The sequence below is a fragment of the Nonomuraea sp. NPDC046570 genome, from assembly GCF_040645915.1.
GTDB lineage: Bacteria > Actinomycetota > Actinomycetes > Streptosporangiales > Streptosporangiaceae > Nonomuraea.
Window position 1 is genome coordinate 1 of sequence record NZ_JBEYZF010000001.1, and the last position, 26,216, is coordinate 26,216.

At 61.9% G+C, this 26,216-nt stretch carries 20 protein-coding genes; 3 read left to right on the forward strand and 17 right to left on the reverse strand.

Annotated features, from left to right (window positions below; genetic code table 11):
* Positions 1-203: 203 nt before the first annotated feature.
* Genes dndE through dndB form a run of 4 tightly spaced genes read right to left on the reverse strand, consistent with a single transcriptional unit; the run spans position 204 to position 5,199 of the window.
* Positions 204-641: a DNA sulfur modification protein DndE gene (gene dndE, locus ABZ911_RS00005; RefSeq protein ID WP_358049460.1), complete on the reverse strand. Its 438-nt coding sequence runs from the start codon at positions 639-641 to the stop codon at positions 204-206.
* Positions 571-2,559 carry a DNA sulfur modification protein DndD gene (gene dndD, locus ABZ911_RS00010; protein ID WP_358049463.1) on the reverse strand — a complete coding sequence of 663 codons (1,989 nt, stop codon included), beginning with the start codon at positions 2,557-2,559 and terminating at the stop codon, positions 571-573. Before dndD ends, dndE begins: the two co-directional genes overlap by 71 nt.
* A complete protein-coding gene (gene dndC, locus ABZ911_RS00015) occupies positions 2,546-4,018 on the reverse strand; it encodes a DNA phosphorothioation system sulfurtransferase DndC (protein ID WP_358049466.1) in 1,473 nt (490 codons plus the stop codon). The genes dndD and dndC overlap by 14 nt, the downstream gene beginning before the upstream one ends.
* Before the next feature lie 47 nt (positions 4,019-4,065).
* Positions 4,066-5,199: a DNA sulfur modification protein DndB gene (gene dndB, locus ABZ911_RS00020; protein WP_358049469.1), complete on the reverse strand. Its 1,134-nt coding sequence runs from the start codon at positions 5,197-5,199 to the stop codon at positions 4,066-4,068.
* 82 nt (positions 5,200-5,281) lie between these two features.
* On the opposite strand from dndB, the gene dndA reads away from it, so the two are divergent.
* The gene (dndA, locus tag ABZ911_RS00025; RefSeq protein WP_358049472.1) at positions 5,282-6,439 is read left to right on the forward strand and encodes a cysteine desulfurase DndA; all 1,158 of its coding nucleotides are present in this window, start codon (positions 5,282-5,284) and stop codon (positions 6,437-6,439) included.
* On the opposite strand, the gene ABZ911_RS00030 is transcribed toward dndA, so the two are convergent.
* From ABZ911_RS00030 to ABZ911_RS00070, 9 genes are all read right to left on the reverse strand, one after another.
* A complete protein-coding gene (locus ABZ911_RS00030) occupies positions 6,426-7,874 on the reverse strand; it encodes a DNA phosphorothioation-associated putative methyltransferase (RefSeq protein WP_358049475.1) in 1,449 nt (482 codons plus the stop codon). The two genes, dndA and ABZ911_RS00030, sit on opposite strands and share 14 nt — an antisense overlap.
* A 163-nt stretch (positions 7,875-8,037) precedes the next feature.
* Positions 8,038-8,649, reverse strand: a complete 612-nt coding sequence (locus tag ABZ911_RS00035; RefSeq protein WP_358049478.1) for a transposase — start codon at positions 8,647-8,649, stop codon at positions 8,038-8,040.
* A complete protein-coding gene (locus ABZ911_RS00040) occupies positions 8,574-9,116 on the reverse strand; it encodes a winged helix-turn-helix domain-containing protein (protein ID WP_358049481.1) in 543 nt (180 codons plus the stop codon). The genes ABZ911_RS00035 and ABZ911_RS00040 overlap by 76 nt, the downstream gene beginning before the upstream one ends.
* Before the next feature lie 224 nt (positions 9,117-9,340).
* Entirely contained in the window at positions 9,341-9,808 is a 468-nt protein-coding gene (locus ABZ911_RS00045; RefSeq protein ID WP_358049484.1) for a DNA phosphorothioation-associated protein 4, read from the reverse strand.
* Positions 9,808-11,862, reverse strand: a complete 2,055-nt coding sequence (locus ABZ911_RS00050; RefSeq protein WP_358049487.1) for an AAA family ATPase — start codon at positions 11,860-11,862, stop codon at positions 9,808-9,810. Before ABZ911_RS00050 ends, ABZ911_RS00045 begins: the two co-directional genes overlap by 1 nt.
* On the reverse strand, positions 11,859-12,023 hold the full coding sequence (locus ABZ911_RS00055) for a hypothetical protein (RefSeq protein WP_358049490.1): 165 nt from the start codon (positions 12,021-12,023) through the stop codon (positions 11,859-11,861). The genes ABZ911_RS00050 and ABZ911_RS00055 overlap by 4 nt, the downstream gene beginning before the upstream one ends.
* A gap of 49 nt (positions 12,024-12,072) precedes the next feature.
* Positions 12,073-14,139: a DEAD/DEAH box helicase family protein gene (locus ABZ911_RS00060; RefSeq protein ID WP_358049493.1), complete on the reverse strand. Its 2,067-nt coding sequence runs from the start codon at positions 14,137-14,139 to the stop codon at positions 12,073-12,075.
* Positions 14,140-14,204: 65 nt separating this feature from the next.
* On the reverse strand, positions 14,205-14,672 hold the full coding sequence (locus ABZ911_RS00065; RefSeq protein WP_358049495.1) for a hypothetical protein: 468 nt from the start codon (positions 14,670-14,672) through the stop codon (positions 14,205-14,207).
* A gap of 1,263 nt (positions 14,673-15,935) precedes the next feature.
* Positions 15,936-17,261, reverse strand: coding sequence for an IS110 family transposase (locus ABZ911_RS00070; protein ID WP_358049498.1), 1,326 nt, complete (start codon positions 17,259-17,261; stop codon positions 15,936-15,938).
* Positions 17,262-17,418: 157 nt separating this feature from the next.
* On the opposite strand from ABZ911_RS00070, the gene ABZ911_RS00075 reads away from it, so the two are divergent.
* Positions 17,419-21,180 carry a S8 family serine peptidase gene (locus tag ABZ911_RS00075; protein ID WP_358049501.1) on the forward strand — a complete coding sequence of 1,254 codons (3,762 nt, stop codon included), beginning with the start codon at positions 17,419-17,421 and terminating at the stop codon, positions 21,178-21,180.
* A 64-nt stretch (positions 21,181-21,244) separates the two neighbouring features.
* On the opposite strand, the gene ABZ911_RS00080 is transcribed toward ABZ911_RS00075, so the two are convergent.
* The 4 genes from ABZ911_RS00080 to ABZ911_RS00095 all read right to left on the reverse strand — a co-directional run bounded on the left by ABZ911_RS00080 (position 21,245) and on the right by ABZ911_RS00095 (position 24,197).
* Complete coding sequence (locus ABZ911_RS00080; RefSeq protein WP_358049504.1) at positions 21,245-22,198, reverse strand: helix-turn-helix domain-containing protein; 954 nt, start codon at positions 22,196-22,198, stop codon at positions 21,245-21,247.
* A gap of 268 nt (positions 22,199-22,466) precedes the next feature.
* Complete coding sequence (locus ABZ911_RS00085) at positions 22,467-22,973, reverse strand: GNAT family N-acetyltransferase (RefSeq protein WP_358049506.1); 507 nt, start codon at positions 22,971-22,973, stop codon at positions 22,467-22,469.
* A gap of 189 nt (positions 22,974-23,162) precedes the next feature.
* On the reverse strand, positions 23,163-23,504 hold the full coding sequence (locus ABZ911_RS00090) for a hypothetical protein (protein ID WP_358049509.1): 342 nt from the start codon (positions 23,502-23,504) through the stop codon (positions 23,163-23,165).
* A 66-nt stretch (positions 23,505-23,570) separates the two neighbouring features.
* Entirely contained in the window at positions 23,571-24,197 is a 627-nt protein-coding gene (locus ABZ911_RS00095; RefSeq protein WP_358049511.1) for a hypothetical protein, read from the reverse strand.
* 326 nt (positions 24,198-24,523) lie between these two features.
* Here ABZ911_RS00095 and ABZ911_RS00100 point away from each other — a divergent pair, with 326 nt between their 5' ends.
* Positions 24,524-26,212: a TlrC/CarA/OleB/SrmB family ABC-F type ribosomal protection protein gene (locus tag ABZ911_RS00100; RefSeq protein ID WP_358049514.1), complete on the forward strand. Its 1,689-nt coding sequence runs from the start codon at positions 24,524-24,526 to the stop codon at positions 26,210-26,212.
* Positions 26,213-26,216: the final 4 nt, after the last annotated feature.

Here is a 26,216-nt window from a genome sequence, read left to right on the forward strand (position 1 = left end):
ACCTGAATGATCACAGCGGTGGCCGTCTCACGTTCCACCGGGCTTAAGCGCTAAGGCCATAAGCCCTGGTCAGAGCAAGAAGTGCGGCTGGAGTATTAGATGCTTGGATGACGCCATATGGCATCTACCCGTTCCCGGATGAACGTCTCCTGCCTTGCGGTCGAACCTCGAGACAGGAGACGCAGGCTACTAATCTTCAAGATCTACGCGACAGCGGTCTTTATTAGATCTTCCACGGAAGTTAGGTCACGTCGCCCTGCAAGATACCCAATGCCGCGATGCAAGTGCGTGACGAGCGCCCTCTCGCAAGCTTCTTCGGTCAGTTCGCTACCGTCACGCAGGCATCGGGATCTAATCAACGCCATGTAGATATCCCCGTAAGCTCCAGCGAAGGTTCGCCAAGACATCTCAATGTTTGAATCCGTAACAACATCGCGCACTAGCGGGGGGGTTTCGTCCTGCAAAGACACAGCTAGGGCCCAGCGGCACAGAACGTTCCAGTTCTTTATGCCAGTGACTCGTTTGAGTTTAATCAACTGATCCTTCGCTGGTTGGGACAGTCGGATTGTGTCAAGCGACATACTGAGTTTTCCCCCATCCGTATCCGCGTTCGATCGTGGTTGTGAACGTCGTGTCGTCATGAACCAAGGTGTACGTTTGAGCGATCGACGGAATGAGTCGCTTCAGCAACTCATCGTCAATCTCTTCATCTGTCGACAGCAGAAGCACTTGGTGGCTTGCTTGCGGGAAGTAACGTTCAACAAGATTCTGTCTGTGCCGGCTATCCAGTCGACCCAGCGGAGTATCGATGACGCTCGGGAGCCTGTTGCCCGCTACACGAGCCAGGCCCCATAGAAGGGATACCGCCAGGAGCTGCCGCTCACCGGCGCTTAGACGCGTCGGGTTGAGGTCCTCGCCGTCCGCGTCAATCAAGGTCAAAGTGAACTTACTAGTGTCGATACGTAGGTCCTTGACCAGTGCATTCTTACGCATTAGGCGGTTGAAGCTGTCTAGGACAGCGACTTCCAACCGACTGATATGACGTTGCAGCAGGAGCTCTCCGAACTTGTCCAAAGTGTTACGAGCGCGGTCGGAATATGAAACCACACGGGCGCGGTGCTCGAGCTCGGCAAGTCCCTTAGCTCTTTTAGCATATGCCTTCTCGCGGGCGGTTCGGAGCTGCGCATGTTCACGAACAAGTGCGCCGTGAGCCTCCTCCGTTGTACGTAGTTCCCTCTCGAGGTGTTCCACTCGCTCCCGGACCTTGTCCTGGCGGGCAATCAAGCCAGCGATCGCATCTTCGGCCGGAACGCCGGCCAACTGCCGATCCAGCGCATCGAGCTGTTCTCTAAGCTCACCAGTCTCAGCGAGCAGTTCTTTAGCACGCTGAGACTCCCCGTCAAGAACCTGATTAAGGGAGTTGAGTTGCTGGATGCCCGTCGCGGACATCTGGATCACCCTAGGAACGTCCGCGTCAGCTGCATGCCGAGAACGGTCCTCTTCCAGAAACTGGGTTATCTGCTCAAGTCGATCATTCGGTACTCCGTTGCCCAACAGCGAGAGAAGTTCCTCATCCCGCTTGTGCAAGGCGTCGAGTAGCTGCTCCGCTCGGACCGCATCCTCCTCTCGGACGACCTGTGCACGCAAAGTTTCCAGCTGGTCCTTCAGGAGGACGAGCGGAAGTGGTCCAGCGGCGACGGTGTTGGCAAGACTCGCGCTTACGGCTTCGAGCCGGTCTTTCGCGTGTGCTCTTTTCGCTTCCAGCTCAGCCCGACGGCGGAAGAGATCTCCCCCTTCCTTTGCGAAAGCGGCCTCGACAACTTTCAGCTCTCTCTTCTCGTGGAGCAGACCCGCCTTTGCGGAAGCCACTCGCTGATGCGCGTCGGCCCTGGCCACCTCATTTTCCTCAAGCTGAGCTTCGATGGTAGTAATCAGCTCGAGTGCGGCCTTGTCCTCTCTACTCACTTTCTGGCGCCGCTGAAGGGCTAGGAGATCGGTACGAAGCTGTTCAACCGTGCTGACTCCTAGCAGCGATTGGACCGCCGACTCGATGACTGGTGCGGCGCGCTCAGGATCGGCCAGCGATTCGATCTTCTCGCCATCGAAGAAGAAGAGAGATGCGACTTCCAGCGGAAGTAGATCCTCTACATAGTCTGCCCATGTGTTGCTAACGGCCTTGTCATGTTCGCCATTGACGAAGACCGCCAGCGACTCCTGGAGCGTCTTCCCCTTAACCGACCAGTTTCGTTCAATGCGGTAGTGGCGCTGCTCCCCTTCAACCGGCGTCGAGAACCAAAGCTTCACACCTGCCTGCTTAGGCATCGCCTGACGGTTTACGCTGTCCCGGAGAAAAGTTTCGTAGGGGCGGCTGCCTCTACCACTACATCGGGCGCGAGAGCCGTACAAGGCAAGCTGGATCGCGTCCAACAGCGTCGTCTTGCCGCATCCGTTAAGGCCGCCAATCAAAATGATCGGCTTACCAGGCTTGGGGTTCAGAGAAAGACGCTGCGTGCCAAGGTACGCTCCGAAGTTCTCGAGAGTGATCTCATGCAGGAGCATCGGTGCTCTCTTCGTCCAATCCGATCAGGGTGGGGACCATCTTGTTCTGCTGGTTACGCTTGGCTAGCTCGACCGCGTCCTCCGCATCCGCGTAGTAGCCCCTCTTAATCGCCTTCTCAAGTGCTTCGAAGAGGCCGGAGCGACGAGTCATAGTGCGGAATTTCCGCTCGACCGCAAGTAGCTCACGCATCGTCTCGAAGTGCAGGTCGTCTCCGTCGCAGACCTCACGAAGCAGCTCCACCTCGTCCGCTGCCACTGCGAGGTGCTGGTCGAGCGGACCACCAGGGAACTCCTCACCCGTCTCCTGCTTGTAGATCTGGGGTAGCGAATCCTCGACCTCATGCTTCTCGAAGACCCAGATGCGTCGGATCTCATGCAGCTCTTCCATAGTGATGAGCTCGATGCCCCGCACATGCTCTGGAGCGTTTTTCCGAATCCAGGTCTGAGCGTTAAGGAGTTTACGGAGCCACTCCTCACGGGCCTTCTGGGTGTACGGTCCCGGAACGTTTCGATCGTGGAAGAGCTGAATCGTGCCGTTCATCTTCCGGAAGTCACGCAGGTGGCTGTCGTCGGGAGCATCGAGCTCGTCTCGGAGCTCCAGGAGTGGAAGCATCCACTCCTTCTCCTCATCGTTCTGGATCATCGCCGACATGGACTTGTCCTTGTCGACAAGGGTGCATGTCCAGCAGCCAAAGCGGCTGTCACCACACGAAGGAGTGGTGTTGTCCACCACGAGTGGGCATTCGCCGTCGCTCGAGGCTCCTTGATACATGGTGAGGAGATCCTTGTTCGGATGCCCCCATGGGTTGGACTGCTGCATCAAGAACGTCCATACCTCGTCGTTGCTCCATGCCTCGACGGGGCTGTAGACGAGGGAGTTGGGAAGGTTGCCGTTGGGCGAGAGACGGTCACGGACACGGCGCTTCTCGAGGCGCTCCATCACTCGGGCGCGAGCCTGGCTCTCGGCTTTGCGGATGCCCAAGACCAGGATCGCCTCACCGTGGTCGTGTACGACCCGGCGAATGAACGAGTTAGAGGGCTTGATCTTCAAGCGTTCGGTACACCAGCGGAACTTCGGCTTCGGTGCCGGGTAGCCCTTGCCGATCAAGCCTACCCAAAACGTGTCCTTCACATCAGGCACTAGCCGATTCGGCTGGATGGGCAGCTGCTGCTTCTCTGCCGCCTTCCGCATGGTCTCCAGCGACTGGGTGACCCACGCAGCAACAACCGGATTCTCAACGAGGGTGTCCGTGCTAATGACGTAGACCGGTTTGGTGCGTTGGTCGGGCTCTAGCCCCTGTAGGGCCATCCACACGAGTTGAAGCACCGCAGTAGAATCTTTGCCACCGCTGTAGCCCACGACCCAAGGAACCTGATCGGCCAAGTACAACTCGCGGATTTCTGCTGTCAATTCATTCACCACAGCGGCGAGCCCGCCTTGGCTCTCAAAGGGGGCCATGCGTCGAGTGGGCGTGTTCAGCATGACGGTACTGCGCGTCGGGGCGCTCATCGCTCTCCTCGCTGGTAGGCGTCTTCAGCTCGCTGCTCATCAGCAGTCAGTTCGAGCCCGAGCTGCTTACGTAGGTAATTCACGGTAAGTGCGACGTTTTGGTGATTTTTCGAGACACGGCCACCGATGATCGCTCGTCCCTCCCAGTCAGGATTAGTCCGTGACCAATCCACGCACCCGAGCGGCGCCAACCGCGGCTTCCACTCCTCTGGATCAAGGGAATCGCGAAGCAGTGTGTTTCCAAGCAGGCCCAGCGCATGGAGCGCGATCCCATGCGTGTGTAGGTACTGCTTACGTATTTCAGAGGCGGACAAAGATCGCCTCCGCACCTCTCCCCAGTCCGGGATAAGAGCGTCTATAGCTTCCCAGTAGTTCCACGACAAGCGTTCCCTGTCCTTTCCGCTAGTCAGCTCCAGCCCTTGCAGAAGGGCGCTCATCGCCGAGTACACGGCGCTGAGGGTGAAGAGCTTGCGCGATCGAGCGGAGAGATTGCTGCTCTCCATTTCGACGAAGTTGCGGAACACCGGGCACTTCAGCACAAGCAGCCGTGTCAGCTGCGAGAGCTCATCCCGATGGTCGTAGAGGACGCCTATGGAACGAGCCGGACGCACGGCATGGCGGTTCAGGTCAGCGAACATCTGCTGGCTGCGCTCCAGGCCCGCGTCATGGAAGAAGACGACGGCGATGGTCTCATCACCGAGCGACGGGTTCTCTTTGAGCGCCGCCTCGATAGCTGCACGCCGGTGCTGACCATCATTGATCAAGAAGCGCGAGGCCATCGGGATGTGCAACTGACCGACCCGCAACCCTGGCCCTTGGTCCGCTACTCCCACGAAGCGCATGACGCCATCGACGGAGGCAGTTAGCGCAGAAAAGACGTAATCGTCGGGGTTCTCCAGGATGTACCGCGCAAGCGCTGGAACTCGCCCCTTGTTCAGGACTCGCTGCGCCCGCACCTCCGGCGCTAGCTCATCCTCATCAAACAAGAAGATCTTGGGGATGAGGCGCAGCGGACACATCGAAACGTAGTACTCACGCCCTGCCTGCACGCCACGGATGGCTGGGAAGGTGTACTCGAAGCCTGCAGTTGTGGCGTCTCCGCCCTGCTTAGCCAGCGCCTGTGTTCCCACGCGGTCCACGGTACCGTAAGTACGTGTACGTTTTAACGTACGCACGTGATCGAGGCTAACAATTACGAGAGCTGGTGTGCGCGTGGTCGCCTACCTGGATGCCGCAGCAACGACGAGGGTGCTCCCAGAGGTCGCCGAGGTCGTCCTGCACTGGATGTCCCAAGACTTCGGCAATGCCGGCTCACGCACCCATGAGTATGGAGCTCGCGCCAAGAAGGCGGTAGCCCGTGCTCGTGAAGGCATCGCAGCCCACTTCTCCGCCCGTCCGGATGAGTTGATCTTCACCAGTGGTGCAACCGAGAGCAACAACATCGCCATCCTGGGTCTGGCTCCCTTCGGCGATGAGCGTGAGCGCCGTCACATCATCAGCACCGCAATTGAGCACAAGGCTGTCCTGGAGCCGCTCGAGCACCTGCAGTCACGGGGTTTTGAGGTGGACCTGATCGAGCCGGGCCCTTCTGGTCGGGTGAGTGCGGAGGCCGTACTAGAGCGGCTCCGTCCCGACACGCTGCTCGTCTCTGTCATGCAGGTAAACAACGAGACTGGCATCATCCAGCCTGTCGCTGAACTGGCGGAGCATCTTCGCTTCACTGCCACCTATCTTCATGTTGACGCGGCTCAGGGTTTCGGCAAGTTGCCGGCCGACCTTCGTGTACCGATCGATCTCGTCAGCTTCAGCGGGCACAAGATCGGGGCCCCTATGGGGGTCGGCGGCCTGCTCATCAGACGCAGAGGGCGCGATTCCGTGCCGCTGACCCCGCTGATGTACGGAGGCGGTCAGGAACGAAAGCTCCGCCCGGGCACCCTTCCGGTTCCGCTCATCATGGGCCTGTCCAAGGCTCTCGAGGTGTTCGAAAGCGAGCGCGCAAGGTGGCTGGAAGCGGCCGGCGAGTTCCGCTCCCGGCTATTGGAGGGACTCGGCAAGACCCGGTTCCATCTCCACGGCGACCAAGAGCACGTGGTTCCACACATCCTCAACCTGTCATTCGAGGGTGTGGACACCGAAGCCTTGATCTTGCAACTGAAGAACTATGCCGCGGTGGCCACTGGGTCCGCCTGCACGAGCGCGTCCTATACCCCGAGCCATGTCCTGGCCGCGATGGGCCTACCCGAAGAACAGGCCAGCAATGGCCTGCGCCTCTCATGGTTTCCCGACCAAGCACAGGAGCTGGACGTCGACGAGTTCGTAAGCATCATCGCCGAGTACCAAGCCGGCATCGCGCCTGTTAGTTCCTCTTGATCAGGCGGTGACCACGTAGCTGACGGCCGCAGCGGAGGAGCTCGGCCTCCCAGCCCTGCTCCGTCCCGATGAGATGCGGCTTGGCGTATAGGCCTGCTCGCAGCTCGCTCTCGGTAAGTCGCCGATACTTCGGGACGTCCGGGTCATCTGGGTGGAGGAACTCATGCTTGCGATGGAGCAGAGGCCTGTTCTCCGACTGCTCGTAGGACATGTGCGAGGTCTTGAATGTGGTGAGATCGACCATGTACGACGATCGTAACCGCGGATGCGGATCCGAGTCGAACTCCGGATAGTCCAGCCAACTCACCCCCCTACCCTGATGGCGCAGCTTAGCCAGGGTCCACTCCTGCGGGCGTCCAGCTGCGAGCGAAGCGCAGTGCTCATAAAGGCGCAGCACAACGGGCATATGATCAAGTGCCCGGCGATGCACGTACAGGGCTGTTGGCGTGATTTTGCCGACCTTCGACCCGTTCATCGCACCACGGACATAGGCATCGTCGCGCAGCTTTAGTAGCAAACGGTCGGACCGCATGCATGCTTCCTTGTAGGAGCTGAAGAATGCTTTTACGTCGAGCTGCACGGAGTGCGGCAGGCATCCGAAGGGACCGCGCCCGTTGAACAGCTCCACCCCGAGGAACAGCAGGGTGGTCAAAGTGGATCTCTTCGCACTTTCTGCGACCTTTTCGGGATCGGCCGACATCCGGACGATCCGCTGCAGTTCTGCAGTGTTCAAATAGCCTAGAAGCTCCGCCAACTGCGCCGGCATCTCCTCTACGCGTGGCACTCGTCCGCGTTGCTCTGTGTAGTCGACCACGGAGGCGATCGCCGATGCCGCGTCGTCGGAGCCCAGCCAGACGGCCGCGGGTGCGATCCGACGAGCAAGATAGCCCAGGCGCGCCTCATCACGCCTGAACGCGTAGACGATTCCGGGAGCCGCAGAGACGCACCGGACGCCTGTAGCGTCCTCAACGTAACTTCGAAGCTCGCCAGCGCTGAACAGGTGCTGAAACGTCCGCCGGCTGGTAAGGACTCCATCGCCGAAGCCCGTGCCCTTGACCTTCGACTTCTCCCAGGTGAGTCGAGTGGAGACCACCAAGGTCTCCTTGGCAAGTTCCCATGCCTTGACGAGCGTACGACGCCGCTCCTCCGGAGCCTCGATGATGTTGAGGACGTAAGTCAGCAGCACGACATCCGATGGCTCGATGCTGCCTTCAGGGTGATAATGGGGGTCCCAACCGACCGCCCTCATGGCGATCCCCTGGAGAGCCCGGACATCATCCCCTCGTCCGCACCCATAGTCTAGAACCGACGAGCCACATGCAATCTGCTGATCCACCACAGCCTGACGTGCGGGTACGGAGAGTCCCGTTCTGCCGATCGCGGTCAAGCGGCGCTCGGTTTCCCAAGCACCGCCCGTCTGGTCAGTGAGAGCCACATGCTCATCATGGAGTCCAGGTCTCCGGAGGGCTGGAGGATCAGACCAACTCTTGGGCAACTCTCCTGACCTCTGCTCCCGATCATCTCGTCCTATCATCACCAGCGCCCCTGAAAATGCTCGCGTCGATCTCGCAGTACACAGGTTGAATTCGTAGGGTCGGTCATGTGTTTGCCGGGGTGTCGAGGGTGAGTCCGGTCTGTGCTAGGCAGCCGTTGAGTAGGTGGGGCCGGTACTGGATCTTCTTCAGCTTGCGTTTGAGGATTCGGACGAGTCCGGTCAGGTCGGCGACGGCGAAGTTGGCGGTGGCGCGTTTGATCAGGGACCAGATGCCCTCGGCGGGATTCAGCTCGGGTGCGTAGGTGGGCAGTTGGACGATGCGCAGCCAGTCGGCGTGTTGGGCGGCGAAGTCGGACAGCTGGCCTGCCAGGTGCACGTTGAGGTTGTCCCAGCACCACACTAACGGGGCGCCCAGGTGCTGGTGGGTGGCCACGATCAGATCCCGGTAATCCTGCCAGGAGAAGGCCTTGGGCTCGCCCTTGCGCCCCCGGTAGATGTGCAGGCTGTAGAACAGGTGCGGGCGCTCGCCGACTCGATAGCAGACGACGGCGGCCATGTTGACCCGGCCGGCGCCTTTGCCGCGCACCGCCACCACAGGCCGGGCACCGACCGGCGCCCAGGTACGTCCATTCGGCGGCCTCAGCCCCTGACCCGCCTCGTCTTCGAAGCAGATGTAGGCGCCCAGGTCCGCCGCGGTGGTTTTACCGCCGGCCACACCTCATCTTTCCAGGCGGCGATGGCTTCTTCGTCCCGCTCGACAGCTCGCCGGGCCGGGACCTGGACCGACCAGCCGTGCCGGTGCAGCAGCTTGCCCACGCCCTCGATGGTGTAGCCAACATGGAACAGCCGCCCGATCAGCGTCTTGATCCGGCCCAACGTCCAGCGCTGGTCCTCACCGAACCCCCAGGCCAAAGGCCCACGCCGCAGTTCGGCCTCCAGATGCTCCCACTGCCGCGCCGACAGCTTCTCCTTCGACACCGGCACCTTGGACCGCAGCGCCTGCGCTCCACCCTCACGCCACGCCTTACGCCAGCGGGTCACCGACCGCTCGTGCACCCGTAACCGCGCGGCGATCGTCTTGGTCGATTCCCCGACCTCGAACCACTCGGCCGCCCGCAGCCGTAAACGCTCCCGCCGTTCCTGCTCAGCAGGCGTATACCCACCTCTTTGCCCGTACCGCATACCCCGTCGTACCGCACGAGGAGCAATCCGTCACGACTCGCAGACTCTACGCATTCAACCTGTGTAGATGTCCTTGAGACCGCTCTTTGCATGCATTTTGAACCTTGCGATCCACTCCTTACTCAGGATGGAATCGTGGCCAGAGCACTCCATAAAGAGACGCTCGCTCGCGGCTCGAGCACGAACGACCGCCTAAAGTTTGGCAGGAACCGCCATCGAGGCACTCACCAGTCAAGCTGCGCTATCTGGATCAACTCCGAGACAGTATCCTCTTGCTTCGGCGGAGCGACGAGCGCATCCATCACAAGGTTACTGACTATCGCCGTGAGGTCGCGACTTCCGCTTTCGTTAATCACACCCTGAATATAAAGCAGACCGCCGTTTGCATATTCCTCAAAGATCTTTACTCGCTCACTCAAGCGGTCATCGCCGAGGATTTTCGGGTCATCCCTTACCTCGGACGCTGCGATCATATCAATGAGCACATCGCCATACTGGCGGCCTTCCATCAGTACCAGACGAATGCCCTCACCTGGCTTATCGAACGGTTCCCGTCGGCCTTTCCGGCAGCCAAGTGCCGCCGCGAACATCAAAGCGTCTACCATCGTTCGAAATGGGCCGTCCTTGGTCGTAAGTTCATTCAGTAGCCCTTCGTGCTCGGCGGGCCTTCGAAAGCGCTCTTCACCCGCCATCAGATGGTGACCTCTTCCAGAACTGTGTGTTCGAAATCCCCGTGAGTCACGTATGGGACGGCTCTGTTATTGATCTCGATAGTCTCCTCGGCCGCGTCACGATTCGGCGTGACTGAGCGCAGAACATACAAACGAGTCGCTGTACCTTGGAGATTCTCCATGACCTTGCCGCGCGCCTGTGACTGCGAGAGAAGAGTGACGATCTGCGAGGTCAGCCGCGGCAATGCTTCGGAAACCTCTTCTTGGTAAGTTAGATCAAGGCTGCCAAACGGAGCATCCATCACGACCGGGTAAATGCCGCCTTCGCCCAGAACGTCCCTGCTATTCTTGGCCTTTCGATCGTGAATCTGCTTCGCGATCTCGGAGACTGCACCGACGAATGACAGACCGAGGACCTGGTTCTCTCCCGTGCTACGGATAGCAATGCCAGCGTCCGACTTTAACACTAGCTCAAAAGTGTCGGTGAGCTCCGGCGTAAACGATTTGATGAAAATGCGGGAGAACACCTCCTTGATCTTTCTGTCGAGTTGCTGACGCACCTCTTCAGTCTTGAACTCGAGAATCTTTCGGAACGAGTCCAATACTTCGTGCACGAGACCCACCTGCCGCTGGACGCGTCGTGAGGCCTCGTCCTGAACGCGGGCGGAGTGAAAACGCCGTTTGACAGTTTCGATTTCTTTAGCTACCTCGATGATTTCTTCCTCCTTGCGGCGATGTGCAGACAGAGCATCGACGCGCTTCTCATCGTATTCCCTCCGTCGGCTCTCCAATCGCTGGACGTCCAAGATGTCAACGCCCTGGAGTCTGCGATCGATTTCGCTCTTCTGCTCATCAAGACGGGTGACCTCGGTCTCGATAGCCTGGATTTCCTGAGCTACTTTCTTCAGCTCCTCAAGAAGGTCGCGACGCTCATCACACAGGTGCTTCACCTGCCCGCTCACGTACATCCAGCGACTCTCTACATCAGCGAGACCTGCATTGTAACGCCGCTTCTCCAACTCATCGTACGCCGACGTGCCAATCGTGACAGGAGTACCACATATGCAGAACCCATCGTCCAAGAGCGTGTCGATGAAGTCTCGTTGGATACCAGCTGGCAGCTCTCGGCGGCGGCGCATACCCTCCGCGAGATCGATGATTGCTTCGTCGATTCCTCCTGTAAGAGCGATGAAACCGCTCTTGGAGATGAGATCTCTCTTGCGGGATTGTCTCTCTCTGAGCTCTTCTATCTCGGCTGTGATCTGCTTCTCAAGCTTTTGGCGCTCCCGTTGTAGAGGAGCGGCCTCACTATTCGCACGCAACGCCCTCTCAGCCGCTTCGACCTCGGCCTTGTAGCTACTGATATCACTGGAGAGCTTCAGCGCCTCATCGCGAATTGTCATCTGCCGCTTCTCAAGGCCCTCTTGCTGGTCACGAAGGGCTTTGAGGCGACCGTCGCCCTCCTTGCCGATCTCCCGTGCCAACCTTTTCGCTGCCGCAGGCAAGTGGTCGGAGATGGCGCGCTCAATAGACTCCAAACCTAAGAGAGTTTTGATAGCTTGTTTTACCTCACTATTATTTTCGTCGCCGGTGAACATCTTTTCCATGCGCTCACCGTTGAAGAAGAAGAAGCGACGAAGGCCCTCGGGAAGTATTTTTTCAATCCGGTCTTGACCATTCGCGATCACAATGCTTTCGCCGTGCCTTATCTCAGTCACCACGAGGCGCGGCGTGGCAACACTTTGTTCTGCTGCATACCTCACTACGGCCACCTCACGAGACACGCTGAACACTGTGCCATCGTGCTCAAATTCCAGCTTAACTGATGCGCTTACGGGTACGCCAAACGGAGTGTCTGCCCAAGCATGGTCATGAATGACACGTTCCTGCTGCTCTACATCGTCCGAGTAGAGGCCATAGAGTACCCACGTGAAGGCGTTTAGAAGCGTCGTCTTACCGGCGCCGTTTGTTCCGAAGATGAGTATAGCGGGCTTATTCTCCTCTACTCTCAAGTCGAGGACTTGGCGGCCATAGAAGGCGCGGAAATTGTTTAGAGTAAGCTTGAGAAGCTTCACTTCGTTAGCTCCTTCGCCGTGTCGACGATCTTAGAAACGATCATCGTGGGGTTCTTGATGTGCAGGAACTCGCGCTCAAGCTCTAGAACGCGTTGAGCAAGCTTCATAGCATCTGGTGACAGGGCGTTCAGAATTTCCTCAGCCGTCTTTCGATCATCCAAAACTGTCTCCTAATAGTTAGCGCCCCGGCGCCTGAGGTTGATTAGTCGCTCAGGTCTCGAGCAGTCCGTATCGAATTCGCAGCGGTCGTAGGATATTAAGTGTTTCAGCCTCATTTTCGGCTAGGTGCGCGAATTCTGTCACACGAGTCAGCTCGCGAGCTACCATTCGGCGTTCAGTCCTCTGTTGAATCCCGGCATCCTCAGGCGGTACAACGACAAAATCGATGATATCGGCCAATTCCTTATCTGGCGCCCTCCGGAGGACGCGTCCACGGCGCTGAATGAACTGACGTGGATTGGAGGAGCTGGCGAGTAGATACGCAGTACGAGCAGCCGGAACATCCACGCCCTCATCCAAACAACGCATGGATACCAGTACTTTGAGATCATCTCCTGTCCCGAAGCGGCGCAAGATCTCTTGGCGCTCGGCTCGCTTGGTCTCGGCCACATATCTCGCCGCCGGCAGACGGAGTTGATTGCCTACGAGGTCCATTATCTGTTCCAGTTGGGAAGGCTCCTCTCCGGATGAGAGCGGGTGACGGCCTTCGGCGCAGTAGAGAAGCTGGTGCCAGCTTTCCCGCCGGCTCTCCATCTCCCTTCTTAGCGCTGGAATCTTAGCTCTTGCATGTCCAAGAATATTGGCACGTCTGCGGAGTAGAGCGCCAAGCGGCGTATCCTCATCCGGCTCGTCCGTGAATTTTTGCGAACCGAGAATCTTTGCAATCTTCTCTGTTACCTCGGCGTATAGCTCAGACTCTTCGTCGTCAAGCTCCACAAGAATTGGCGTATACGTGTAGCGGCACAATGCACCTGCTTTGATCGCATCTCCAATTCCCATATCAACAACGGTGCTGCCGAAGTACTCAGTGAGCATGGCAGTACCCACATCATCGAACCAGCGCTCCGGAGTGGCAGACAGACCGAGACGGTAGCTCGCCTGTAGGGGCAACCTGTCTCGGAGGTGTCTGGCTCCAAGGTTATGAACCTCATCAGCAATAATTAGTAATTGCCCACTGTAACGATCCAAGAGACGCTGGAAGTGTGGCTCTCCGAATGTCTTATTCGTTGTGACGATGACGCCTCCTCTTGCCGAGTTCAGAGCAAGAGCGTCAAGAAGGTTAGTGGCACGGGGGTGCCAATATCCCGTCGACTCGTATGCGCGGATTGGAGTTACCCCAAACCACTCGATGTCCTTCGACCATTGATCAACCAGATGCTGATATGGAACTATCACTACAGTAAGTAGCGGCTGGTCGCCTTGCTGTATCACCTTGGCAAGCTGAGCTGCTGCTGCGAGCGCGGTAATCGTCTTACCCGTGCCCGTCGCCATGCGGAGAATCCCTCGCCCTCTCTCGGCAAACCAACTTTCGACAGCCCTCTTCTGATAATCGCGAACATGTAACTCTATAGGAATCCGCAGCAAGCCCACCATTTCCTGCGGCATAATTGAAATGGGCGCACCATCAGGTGGAATCTCGTCTACATTTCCTATCCGGACAGATATCAAAACGGATCGATCAATGACCACCTTGGCAGCATCATTAAAAGAAATAACCCGAAGGAATTGAGTCCTATTCTGCCATAGGTCCTCAAAGTCTCTGCTAATTCGCAGCGCTCGCTCTGCGTCCCGATCGTCCCAGCTGCGAAAGACTTCTATGGATTCGAAGTTGCCAACTAGTCCAGATAGGGTCTCATTAGAACTACCCTTAAAGGCCACGAGATCATGTGCGTCTCTAAAGACACCAATCTTCTCATGATACATTCCGACACGATTCCCGGAGGACACGTATGCCAGCTTTATATCGAGTCTGCCTGCCGCAACCAAACGACCTAGCTTGCCGAGACCTACTGCCGCTCGGCGATCAGTCGTCGCTTTCTCCAAATCACGGACTGCGGCACGCTCCAACACCGCCCGAAGTTCATAACCGGCTTCAATATCGGATATGTCATCTGGCTCTAGGTACGGCGAGGCTACAATTCGCATCATACCGCCGCGGCTAATAAAGTCGTCCATACCCTTACTAAGCACAGCTAGGCTTGAAGCCGTGAAGTATCCAACCGCCCGGTCGTACTGGCGTGCCGCTGCCAAAGCGGGAATGTAAAACTCGCCGACCACGTCACTACGGTCGCTTCGATATTCAGCCCGCAGTTCCGCGCCTCGCAGGTCACCGCTACGCCGCATTACAGATCCATCATTCTGATTAGATCATCAGCAGATGGACCAGCCTCGTGGTCGCTACTGTTGGCGTAACCCATAAGATTTAGATCATCACCTTCTTTTTCTGTCATATCGGCAAGCAGATGCACAATTCCTTTGCGTACTGTGAATGGCGGGGATGACATCACTTGCCGCAAGCTTGATTCCTTGATTGAAAAATCTCGAGTGAGCACCCTGATGGCCGTGTCGGACGAGATGGTTCCACCATTTTTTTCCATTAGGTCGGCTACAAGGTCCTTAATCGATTTATATACTGGCATCCCCCATTCTGCCAAGCCCCACATCTCCACGTCGCTCCGACTGAACCTGGCATCGGACCCGATTTTGCGCTTCAAGGCCGCTGGACTAAGTGCGTTGTCGATCTTCTCTGCTAGCGTTGAAGCTTCCAATGGATGGCCCGCATCAGCAAGTGCACTGAAGACTCGGTTCAAGACTTCTCTTTCCGACTCTGCGGCCCGCGCTGCAGCGTGATGCTTCTGACGCCCTCGCCTCTTTCTTGAACTCTGGGTGTTAGGGGCCGAGAAGCTATCCAACCCCACCCCTTCAGGAAGATGCTGGAAGGATTTTCTTGACTTCGAAATCTCCCCTTCCAGAATGGAGCTTCTAGAGGACCTCAAGTCCCTGTTCTCCGCCAGCACTAGGAGAACATCTCGAATAATTCCGATGGCAGCAGTTCTTGTCCCGATTTGTGCCTGCAACTCTCTGGGTGTCCAGCTCATAACCGTGGTTAGCAGCAATCCGCCTCGATCCCCCAGAGGACCCGAGAACCCTTCCACGATGTAATATGCGCCAATGTCGTGGGCTCCATCGCCAGGCCGCGTCAAGAGCTCCTGAAGAGTTTCGCCAGAGTCTACGGCCGCGACTATGCGTGCCCAGGTTGTCGCGACTTCTCCCCTCCGATGCGGATCGCGCCCGGAGGCTACATCGTCGACTACGTACTGATACTTCAAGGCGGGAGGATCCTCCAGGGCAGAGCCGGTTCCTAGAGCAGTGAGCTTGCGCAGCTCGGCAAACTTAGTTGTACCAGTATGTCTAGCGCTTGTGGTTTGGAATAGTCCCAGGTTCCCGAGTGGGCGTTTAGTCCTGGCCGGTCCCGGTTTCAGGTGCCGCGCCAGGTTGGGGGTGTTCTCGCCGGTTAGGTGGCGGGTCATGCGGTCGATCATGCGAGGTGGATCACGGCTTTGAAGGTCTTGACGCATTGGGCGTCGGTGATTCACACGCGGTGGGGTCGGGGTCGCGTCCTGCCGCTGTGCGCGCGGAGCGGCGCAGCAGGCTGGTGAGCTGGTCGAAGATGCCGTCCTTCTGTCAGCGTGCGAAGTAAGCGTAGGCGGTCTGCCAGGGCGTTATAGGTAGTCGTGCGGCAGGTAGCGGCAGGCGACACCGGCGCGGTTGAGGTAGAGGATGTCGCGCAGTTCGTGCTCGGGAGGCCGGCCGATGTCAAGGGCGAAGGCGCGGCATCGCTTCCGGCACTCACCCCACCAAACGCATCCAGATGATGTGGTCTCTTGAGACCGGGGATATGTGTGGGATGATCTTGCATTGCCTACTCATCACTCAGGCTATTTGGCCAGTTCAGGCCACCTGGACAGATGAAATGGCCTTCGCTCTCCTGATCCGAAAATCGAACATTCGCCGGGCAGGCGGGAGCGAACCTCACGTGGTGATGCGCAGCGGGGTCGTGAAGGCAGTGCTGGTCAGGCAGCTGGTTCGAGGGTGACGCGGTAGCCGAGGGCTTCGAGCTCGCGGACGTGGTTGCGCTTGTTGCGGTCGGGGTTGGTGCGCCGGGTGTAGAAGTCTGCGCCGAGATCGATGAAGTGTGCGTCGGGGTCGGACAGCAGGTGCCAGATGATGACCAGGATGGAGCGGCCGACCGCGACGATGGCGCGTTTCTTGCCCTTGCGCCGGACGATGCGGCGGTAGCGTTCGCCGAGGAAGGTGTCGGTGCGGCCGACGACGACCGCGGCTTCGCCGAGGGTGCGGGCCAGGTAGCGGTTGCCGTTCCCGGTGCTGTTCTTTCCCTTGCGCTTGCCGGCTGACTCCTTAACCGTGGGCGCGAACTTGGCCCAGGAGGTCAGGTGCGCGGCGGTGGGGAAGCGGCTCATGTCCAGGCCGATCTCGGCGAGGATCGCGTGCGCGGCGGTCAGACCGATCCCGGGAACCTCATCCAGGCGCTCGACGGCCGCGGCGAATGGTGCGATCTGCTGGGTGATCTTCTGGTCCAGGGTGGCGATGTCGACGTTGATCGCATCGACGCGGGCCAGCATGGTGGTCAGCAGGAACGCGTGGTGGTCGGAGAAGCGGCCGGTGAATGCCTCCTGCAGTGCGGGAATCTTGCCGCGCAGGCTGGAGCGTGCCAGCTGCGCCAGCGTCTTGGGGCTGCGCTCTCCGCGGATCAAAGCGGCCATCATCGCGCGGCCGGAAACGCCGAAGATGTCGGAGGCCACCACGCTCAGCTTGATCTGTGCGTCCTCCAGCAGCTTCTCCACCCGCTGTTTCTCGGCGGTGCGGGCCTGCACCAGGTCCACCCGGTAGCGGGTCAGGTCGCGTAGCAGCCGAATTGCCGGCGGTGGTACGAAGCTGGGCCGCAGCATCTGGCGTTCGGCGACCTTGGCCAGCCAGACCGCGTCCAGCTTGTCGGTCTTGGGCCGGCCGGGCAGGTGCTTGACATCGCGGGCGTTGACCAGCCAGGTCTCAAATCCGGCCGCTTCGAGGATGTAGAAGACTGGTTCCCAGTAGTCGGAGGTGGCCTCCATCACCACGCGGGTGACGCCCAGGCAGCGCAGCCGATCGGCCATCGACAACAGCGACCGCGTCATGGTCGTGTAGGTCTGCACCTCCTGCAGTCGCCTGCTCGGCTTCTTGTCGTCGGGGACGCGGGCGCAGCACACCAAGGTGGCCTTGCCGATGGACAGCCGGATCTGTGTGGCCGACCCAGGCCGCCACGACACGGGTACCCCGGCCAGAAACAGCGTCGTCGCGTGGATGTGGCGGAGGTCGGGCAGGCGAACGCGGGGGCGCACCTCAAGCGCCCGTGGATCACGGGCCGCAGACCGTCAGGTGGCGATGACCTGACATGTCCACTGTCCGCCAGGTGCAGTCGTAGCGCCGCCGGTCTCTCCTTAACGAAGCTTTGCTCTGCCGACGCAGCCCCCCTGTCGGCAGAAAGAGAGCCCCTCAATGCCAATCAGACGTCGAGCGGCACTACTCAGTGTCTCCCTCGCCGCCACGTTCGTCGTGGCCGGCACCGGAAGCGCGTACGGCGATTCGCCGACCCCTGTCGCCGCGGTCACCGGCGTACCGGCGTCATCGGCCACCACCGCGCGGGTCACCCTCATCACCGGTGACCAGGTCACCGTGACCAGCCGGGCGGGCAAGACCGTCTCAGTCAACGTGACCGCGTACAACCGACCAGCCAGTGACATCCGCACCTTCACGGTCGGCACCGACGCGTACGTGATGCCGAAGGAGGCCGAGTCGCTTGTCGGCTCCGGCCAGGTGGACAAGCGGCTGTTCAATGTGACCCAGTTGATCGCCCAGGGCTACGACGACGCGCGCAGCGAGTCGATCCCGATGATCGTGCGGTACTCGGAGAATGCCGCGAAGAAGGCCGGTGAGCCGAGCACGCCCGACGGTGGCCGGGTCACGCTGAGCCTGCCCGGTGTCCGCGGGGCGGCCATCGCCGCGGACAAGAAGCAGGGCGACACGTTCTGGGAGGCCGTCGACGACGACACCGCCAAGGCGGGAACGCCCAAGGCCAGGCTTTCGGGCGGCATCCAGCGGCTCTGGCTGGATGGCAAGGTGAAGGCGCTGCTCGACAAGAGTGTCCCGCAGATCGGCGCCCCGGAGGCCTGGGCCGCGGGGTATGACGGGACGGGCGTCAAGGTCGCGGTGCTGGACACCGGTGTGGACCTGAAGCATCCCGACCTCGTCGACAGGATCGCGGACAGCCGCAGCTTCGTCCCGGACGAGTCGGTGCAGGACGGTCACGGTCACGGCACGCATGTCGCCTCGACCATCGCGGGGAGCGGGGCCGCGTCCGGCGGCAAGTACAAGGGTGTGGCGCCGGGCGCCAAGGTTCTCGTGGGCAAGGTGCTCTCCGACGAGGGCGCGGGCATGGAGTCGTGGATCCTCGACGGGATGGACTGGGCCGCGCGCTCGGGCGCGAAGGTCGTCTCGATGAGCCTCGGCGGGCAGGAAGGCGCCGACGGCACCGATCCGATGGCGGTGGCGGTCAACCAGTTGACGGCCGAGACGGGGGTACTGTTCACCATCGCGGCGGGGAACAGCGGGCCGGGGGCCACCACGGTGGGTTCGCCGGGGGCCGCCGACGCGGCGCTGACGGTCGGCGCGGTGGATTCCGCCGACGCGGTCACCGATTTCTCCAGCCGCGGGCCGCGCGGCGGTGACGGCGCGCTCAAGCCGGAGATCACCGCCCCGGGCTTCAAGATCGTGGCCGCCCGTGCGAGCGGCACCTCGATGGGTACGCCGGAGGGCGACGCCTACACCAGCGCGAGCGGTACCTCCATGGCCACACCGCATGTGGCCGGCGCCGCCGCGATCCTCGCCCAGCAGCACCCGGACTGGACTGCCACGCGGCTGAAGAGCCAGCTCATCAGTACGGCGAAGACCACGGCCGCTACGCCGGTGCACTCCCAGGGCGCCGGCCGCGTCGACGTGGGCCGCGCCGTCCGGCAGCCGGTCTTCGGGCCGGGCGTGATCGACTTCGGCCTTGCGGACTGGGACTCCAGCAGCCCGGTCACCAAGCAGATCGACTACGTCAACGACGGCGACCAGCCGGTCGCTCTCACACTGTCGGTCAAGGGCGCGGGCGAGGACCTGCCGGCAGGGGCGCTGACCCTCGGCGCCGAAACGGTGACCGTACCGGCTCATGGCACTGCCGCGGTGACCGTCACTGTCAACACGGCCACTGCGGCAGAGGGGGCGCACGGCGCGCACGTCACCGCCACCTCCGCCGACGGCCAGACGGTCGTGACGACGGCGGTCGGTTTTGTCAGGGACGCGGAGCGCTTCGACGTCACCCTCAAGGTGCTCGACCGGGACGGCAAGCCGTCGACTGGCATCGCCGTCGTCTGGGGCTTCAATCTGGAGAAGCTGAGACTGCCGGAACCGTACGTGCCCGGGGAGGACGGCACCGTCGTGGCGCGGCTGCCCCGCGGCGAGCACGCCTTCATGGCGGAGATCTACCACTACAGCGCCGATGGGAATCGCGTCTGGGAGTACACCTACGGTGGAGCGCCGGGCACTCTCATCGATTCCGACCGGACCATCACGTTCGACGGCAGCAAGGCCGGCCCGGTCACCATCGACACTCCGAAGCCGAACCAGACGAACAGGATCCGGCTGGGCCTGGCCATGCGGAACTCGACCGACACGAACGCGTTCGGCATCGAGCAGTGGATGAACGGCGAGACGAAGGTGTACTCCGTCCCGTCGCAGGGCACGAGCAGCCACTTCGAGTCACGCGTCGGGTGGTCGCTCAGCGCGCCGGAACTCCGGGCGCGGGTCGTCGGCTCCGGTGGAGGAGCGATCGAGCCGGCGTACGTCCGGGGCTGGGGTAGCTCGGCCCGCATCGACGGTACGCAGGTACTGCCGGTGGTGAACGCCGGCACCGGCCGGCCGCAGGACTACGCCGGGCAGGCCGCGCGCGCCAGGCTGGCACTGGTGAAGCGCAGCGCCGACCTCACTCCGCAACAGCAGATCGACAACGCCGCGGCGGCCGGCGCCGGCGCGGTCGTCATCTACAACGACAAGCCCGACAACTGGGGCGCCGACATCTGGAACCGGTCGACGGAGACCGCGATCCCGGCGATGACCCTCTCAGGCACGCAGGGTACCCGGCTGGCGGAGCTGGCGACCCGTGGCAAGGTCAAGGTCCAGTTCAGGGGGACGGCGTTGAGCCCGTACTCCTACGAACTGCTCAAGTATCGGCAAGGTGGCATCCCCGCGGACCAGCGGTACCGGGTGCGCTCCGACGAACTCGCCACGATCGAGTCGTCCTTCCACGCCTCGGCGCCCAGCACGGAGGCCGGATACTCCCGGCTGATGGTGTCGCCGATGCAAACTGCGGCGTTCGGCGTCTCCAATCGGGTCGTCATGCCGCGATCCCTTACCGAATTCGTCTCGTCCGACGTGAGGACATGGGAATCGATGCAGGTCGGCCCGGTATGGCGGGCCGGCGAGGCCTGGCAGACCACCGCGCCGACGGTGCTCAAGGCCGGTATGCGGGCGTCCCGTGACTGGAACGAGGCGGTGGTCCGTACGGCGCTGCCGAGTGAGCAGGATGGGGCGGCCGCCCGGGTCGATGATGTCGCCGTGGTGCTCGCGAGCGGGCTGCTCGACACGGCACCCAACCAGTGGGTCACCTATCGTGCCTTCTCCGACAAGGAACTGGCCACGGTGTACCGGAACGGTGAGCTGCTCGGGTCCGCGCAGTCAGCGGCCGTCGCCTTCCCGGTCGTGCCGGAGCGCGCCGAGTACCGCGTGGTGGTCGACGTGCAGCGGGACCAGCCTTGGTGGACCACCTCCACCAAGGTGAACACCGACTGGAGGTTCCGCTCCGAGGCGGCCGAAGCCGGGACACCGCTGCCGGTCCTGTCGGTCGACTACGACCTCGATGTCGACCAGGCCAACAGCGCCTCGGCGAAGTCCGCGACCCATGTCGGGCTCGGCCTGCGATACCCGAAGGGCAAGGCCGGGCCGCGGATCACCGAGGCGAAGCTGTGGGCCTCCTACGATGACGGCACCACCTGGCACCAGGTGAAGCTCGCCGCCGGGGGTGACGCGGCCTTCACCGGCACGATCAGGAATCCCGCGTCCGTGAAGGCCGACGGGTTCGTCTCGCTGCGAGCCCAGGCCACCGACGCCGACGGCAACACCGTCCTGCAGACCGTGACCCGCGCGTACCGGTTGCGGCCGTAACCCAACGAGCCGGGGCGCCCCATCCGCGCGGCGGACGGGACGCCCCGGGGCCATTCGGATCAGCTCACGAGGGGATCATGCCGGACCGGGCGGCGTACCAGGCGAGCTGCATACGGCTGTCGGTTCCGGCCAGCTTCATCAGCCGGCGAATCCTGCGTTGCACGGTGCGTTCGCTGGTGCCGAGCCGACTGGCCACGGTCTTGTCCGGCATGCCGGACAGCAGGTACGTCAGCAGTGCCACGTCGATGTCGTCCCATGCGGGAACCCCCTCGGTGACACTCGTGGCGGTGAGCTGCAACGGCGTCGCCGCCTGCCAGACCCGCTCGAAGAGTGCCACCAGCAGGTGGACCAGGGACTGACCCCGTACCAGGAGGAAACCCGGATGGACGCTTGCCTGGTCGGGCAGCATCGGGAGCAGCACCGCCTCCCGGTCCACGATGATCATTTTGCTGGGCAGCTCGGCGGCGATCCTGATCTCGTACCCGCTCTTGAGGAATCTGCCGACTTCGGCGGGCGCTCGCGGATCGTCGAGAGCGGCGCGTTCGTACACGTAACGGTAGGTGGCCAGCGCGTTGGTGGAGTCGTCGAGGTTCATGTCGAGCACATATGGGGGCCGGAAGAAGGCCAGCACCTCTCGTTTGGCGCCGCGCTCCATGTTGTCGAGCCAGGTGGCGAGTTGTTCCGGCGTGGTGAGCGCCTCTATCTCACCCGCGGGCGAGGCAGCCCCTGTTCGGTAGACCTCCGCCAGTTCCGCCAACCTGCCCTGAACCTGTTGCAACGCGGCCTGCCGTTGCGCGATCAGCGTGCCGAGTCCGACGTCGGGCGGTACGACCATGTGTAACCCGCTGTCGTCGCGGGTGGCCAGGCCGAGCGCGACGAGTCGGGCCACGGCGGCTGTCACGATCGTCTCCGGCATGTCCAACCCTTCGACCATGTCGGAGACCGTCATCCGGTGACATCGCAGGAGTTCGACGTAGACGGTCTCCTCCTGCTCGCTAATCCCCAGCCTATTCAGCATCTTTCATCACTTTCTGACCGCATCGCCGCATTCGTCCCGGGCTACTATGCCTCGTGCCCGGTTGCGGGGAACATCCGGGCGATCAGGGGACGCGAGTTCTCCACCCGTGTCGATGCCGCAGTTGAACGTCAGATCTAGCGGGATCAGCGTGGGAGCCCTTGTCGGCGATCATGTGGACGGGGCGGATGCGTGGCTGTGTCGGCTCGGGGCACCCGGATGGCGTCCATCAGACGTTGCCGCCCGTGATCACGAACGCCAGGTGGCCCGGTTACCGGGCGGCGGCTTCGAGGACTTCGCTCAGGTTTCGTACGTAGGAGATTCCTGGGAGGTCGCCCAGCAGGATCTCGCCGGTGGGGACGAAGCCCGTTCGGGCCAGGACGGCTCGCGAAGCGGCGTTGTCGAGGGTCGTCGCGGCGCGCAGAGTGGTCAGGCCGTGGTCCGCGGCAGCGAGAGCGCATATCTGATGGACGGCGGTCGTGGCCAGGCCTTGGTTGGCGGCCTTCTCGGCGATCCGGTAGCCGAGTTCGGCGGAACCGTCCGCTACGTCGATCAGGTTGACCCGTCCCAGCACCTCGCCGCCGCTTTCCACCAGTACGTGGAAGAAGCTCAGCCCGGCGGTCTGCTCGTCGAGCAGGTTGTTGTGCCGTACATCGAAATGGGTGAAGTAGTCGTCCCCACGGTCGGGGATCGACGCGGCGAAGTAGGCCCGATTCTCCTGCTCGAACGCGAACAGAGCCGGGGCGTGATCGAGGCGCAGGCGCTGAAGCTCGGACATGGGAAAACCCTATGTCACTCTCGACCCGCCACGCCGTACAGCAGCATCGGCCACCATGGGCGCTCAGCGGCAGCTGAATCCCGCCTGACTTGCGCACGCCAACGCGGTCACGCAGTCATGCCCCTCCTGGTCCTCGAGCCACTCGACGAGGCGGGCACCCTCGAACCGGAAGACGTGCGGGGTGCTCGATCAGCACTTCGCCAGGCTGCCTGCGCCTCGCGTGTAGACCTGGCTGGCGTTGATGAACCACTTGCCGCCGGACTTGTTCCAGGCGTACCAGAGGCTGGTGCCGTTCGAGCTGTCGCCGTAGACGTAGCACGTTGCCGGAAGCCACTGGTCCGGTTTGCACTGGGCGACGACTCTGCCCTTGGTCCGGCCTGATGTGTAGGGCGCGTTCCTGATGTTGCCGTCGTACTTGCAGTAGACGCTGTCTGGGGCTGGGCGGGCATTCCAAGGAGCTCGTGCGGCACTACTTCGCAGGCAAGCCCGGCCTGCTGAGCGCGCGTCCTTCGCGAGGAGATCGACCGTCACGTCCGTACGGCGACGCAGGGGTCCCCCGGTCGCTCGACTCTGTCCGTGCCCGTCCGGGTGTAGGGGTCACTTCTTTGGCAGGGTTTTCCTGTAGGCGGCGAGAGCGGTCCGAATAGCACCGGCGGCTCCGTCCGGTGCGAATGAGCTGTAGACCGTGATCTCCAGCTCTTTACGGTCGTCGTAAGGAAATTCTCCGCCTTTGTCGGGGTCCCAGAGGCGTAGTTGCTGGTGTCCCTCGCTACTTCTGAGGAGGTGGTCGCATCCACCTGCGACGAGTTTCATATTGTGCCAGTTTCCGCCGCATGCCGGGCGTTCGGTGAACACCCAGTCGATGATGTAGACCTTTGGCCAGAGGTTGTCGTTGTCCTTCAGCTTGAGAAACTCTTCGTTGTGGTGGAAGAACATGTATTCCGAATGGCTGGTGTTGAGTCTGATCGTCCTGCCATGGATGCCGACCTCCTGCTCGAACCCCACCCCCAGACTCGCCATGGTGATCAACCGGTCGGGGTAGTCGTGCTTCGAGAACCATTCGACGGCATTTCTGTCGTCGTCTATTCCGTATCGCCGTGTCAGGTGGAAGGTAGCGACGTTGTACGAAGGCTTGATTCCCGGGTTGTTGATGCGGTACGTCGCCGCTTGCTTGGTACGGAGATCCAAGCCGTAGTAATCCGGCGAGATGACTTCTCTTTTCATGTGTGCTCCCGTGCCCAGGCGCGTACCGCCACGCACGAACCTACGTCCGGGGGCATAACCTGTCGAGGTTAGATATTTATCAACCAAACGGTTATATCGCTTACCTGGCATGCGGAGTCATGCCAAGGCCCGCTGTGCTGCGGCCATCGGCTGGATGCCGAAAGTAGACGAGACGTATCGTCTTGACGCCAGGAGCAGGTGTCCTCTATATTCACCATCACGAGCCGAGACGGTCCGTCTCGATCAGGGGCGATCGCCCGTATATGTGAGCCCCAAAAGCCCTATCCACCAGGGATCCGGCTCGCCGAGAACAGGGGAACAGTCGTATGCGTACCTCACAACTCACGCTTCACGACGTCACCAAGAGCTACGGTGACCAGATCGTCCTCGACCGGGCGTCGTTGACGATCAAGCCCGGAGAGAAGGTCGGCGTCGTCGGCGACAACGGCTCGGGTAAGTCCACGCTGCTCAGGATCATCGCCGGACAGGAGCGCCTCGACGGCGGTGAGATGACGGTGCACGCGCCCGGCGGCGTCGGCTACCTGGCTCAGACGCTGGACCTGCCCTTCGACGCCACCGTTCAGGACGCCGTCGATCTGGCTCTGACGGACCTGCGTGAGCTCGAAGCGCACATGCGCGAGGCCGAGGCGGTCCTGGAGCGCGGGACGCGAGCGCGGTTCGACACCTCCCGCGAGGCCGAGGACTACGCCTCGCTGGTCGAGCGGTATGAGGCGCGAGGCGGCTACCAGGCCGACGTCCGCGTGGGCGTCGCGCTGCACGGTCTCGGCCTGCCGTACCTGGGGCGGGGCAGGCGGCTCGGCACGCTGTCCGGCGGGGAGCGCGCACGCCTGGCGCTGGCCGCCACCCTGGCGTCACAGCCGGAGCTGCTGCTCCTGGACGAGCCGACGAACGACCTGGACGACCAGGCGATCGGCTGGCTGGAGGGGCACCTGCGCGCACACCGGGGAACGGTGGTCGTGGTCACCCACGACCGGGTGTTCCTGGAGTGGCTCACCGACACGGTGGTCGAGGTCGCGGCCGGCCAGGTGTTCCGGTACGGCGACGGCTACGACGGATACCTCGCCGCGAAGGCCGCCGAGCGGCGGCGACGGATGAGGGAGTACGACGAGTGGCGCGAGGAACTGGCTCGCAACAAGCGCCTGGCCGCGTCCAACGTGGCACGGTTGGACGCCATCCCGCGCAAGGTGCCGCTGAGCGTGTTCGGTCACGGCGGGTTCCGCGCGCGTGGGCGCGGGCACGGCGCGATGGTCCGCATCCGCAACGCCAAGGAGCGGGTCGAACGGCTGACCGCCGCCCCCGTGACGCCCCCGCCCGACCCGCTGGTGCTCACCGCCCGGATCGCCGGCGGATCGGACACCCGAGCCGGAGAGCCCGCCGCCGAGCTCACCGGCGTACGCGTCGGCGACAGGCTGGACGTGCCGTTCCTGCTGATCCCGCCCGGTGAGCGGCTGCTGGTGACCGGCCCCAACGGGGCAGGCAAGAGCACCCTCATCCGGGTCCTCGCCGGGGAACTGCGGTCGGACGCCGGCGTCGTACGCGTCCCCGGCCGGGTGGGGCACCTTCGCCAGGAGGGGACGCCGTGGGCGCCCGAGCTCACCGTCGTCCAGGCGTTCCGTCAGGGAAGGACCGGCGACGCGGACGAACACGCTGAGAAGTTGCTCTCCCTCGGCCTGTTCACTCCCGCCGACCTGCGCCGGCGTGTCGGTGAACTGTCCTACGGACAGCGGCGCCGGATCGAACTGGCCCGGCTGGCGAGCGAACCGGTGGATCTGCTGTTGCTGGACGAGCCCACCAACCACCTTTCCCCGGCGCTCGTCGAGGAACTGGAGGAGGCGCTGACCGGCTACCAGGGCGCGCTGGTGATCGTCACGCACGACCGCCGGACGCGGTCGCGGTTCGCCGGTTCACGCCTCGTGCTGCGCGAAGGCCGGATCGACAGCGCAACCGGTCAAGCTCTACAACTCCGAGAAGCTCGTGGAAATGGGGCTCAGTGATCAC

Coding starts and splice junctions, on each gene's coding strand:
- dndE (WP_358049460.1), bottom strand. CDS start 641: ATGACGACACGACGTTCACAACCACGATCGAACGCGGATACGGATGGG.
- dndD (WP_358049463.1), bottom strand. CDS start 2,559: ATGCTCCTGCATGAGATCACTCTCGAGAACTTCGGAGCGTACCTTGGC.
- dndC (WP_358049466.1), bottom strand. CDS start 4,018: ATGGCCCCCTTTGAGAGCCAAGGCGGGCTCGCCGCTGTGGTGAATGAA.
- ABZ911_RS00040 (WP_358049481.1), bottom strand. CDS start 9,116: ATGCGGTACGGGCAAAGAGGTGGGTATACGCCTGCTGAGCAGGAACGG.
- ABZ911_RS00045 (WP_358049484.1), bottom strand. CDS start 9,808: ATGGCGGGTGAAGAGCGCTTTCGAAGGCCCGCCGAGCACGAAGGGCTA.
- ABZ911_RS00075 (WP_358049501.1), top strand. CDS start 17,419: ATGCCAATCAGACGTCGAGCGGCACTACTCAGTGTCTCCCTCGCCGCC.
- ABZ911_RS00080 (WP_358049504.1), bottom strand. CDS start 22,198: ATGCTGAATAGGCTGGGGATTAGCGAGCAGGAGGAGACCGTCTACGTC.
- ABZ911_RS00085 (WP_358049506.1), bottom strand. CDS start 22,973: ATGTCCGAGCTTCAGCGCCTGCGCCTCGATCACGCCCCGGCTCTGTTC.
- ABZ911_RS00095 (WP_358049511.1), bottom strand. CDS start 24,197: ATGAAAAGAGAAGTCATCTCGCCGGATTACTACGGCTTGGATCTCCGT.
- ABZ911_RS00100 (WP_358049514.1), top strand. CDS start 24,524: ATGCGTACCTCACAACTCACGCTTCACGACGTCACCAAGAGCTACGGT.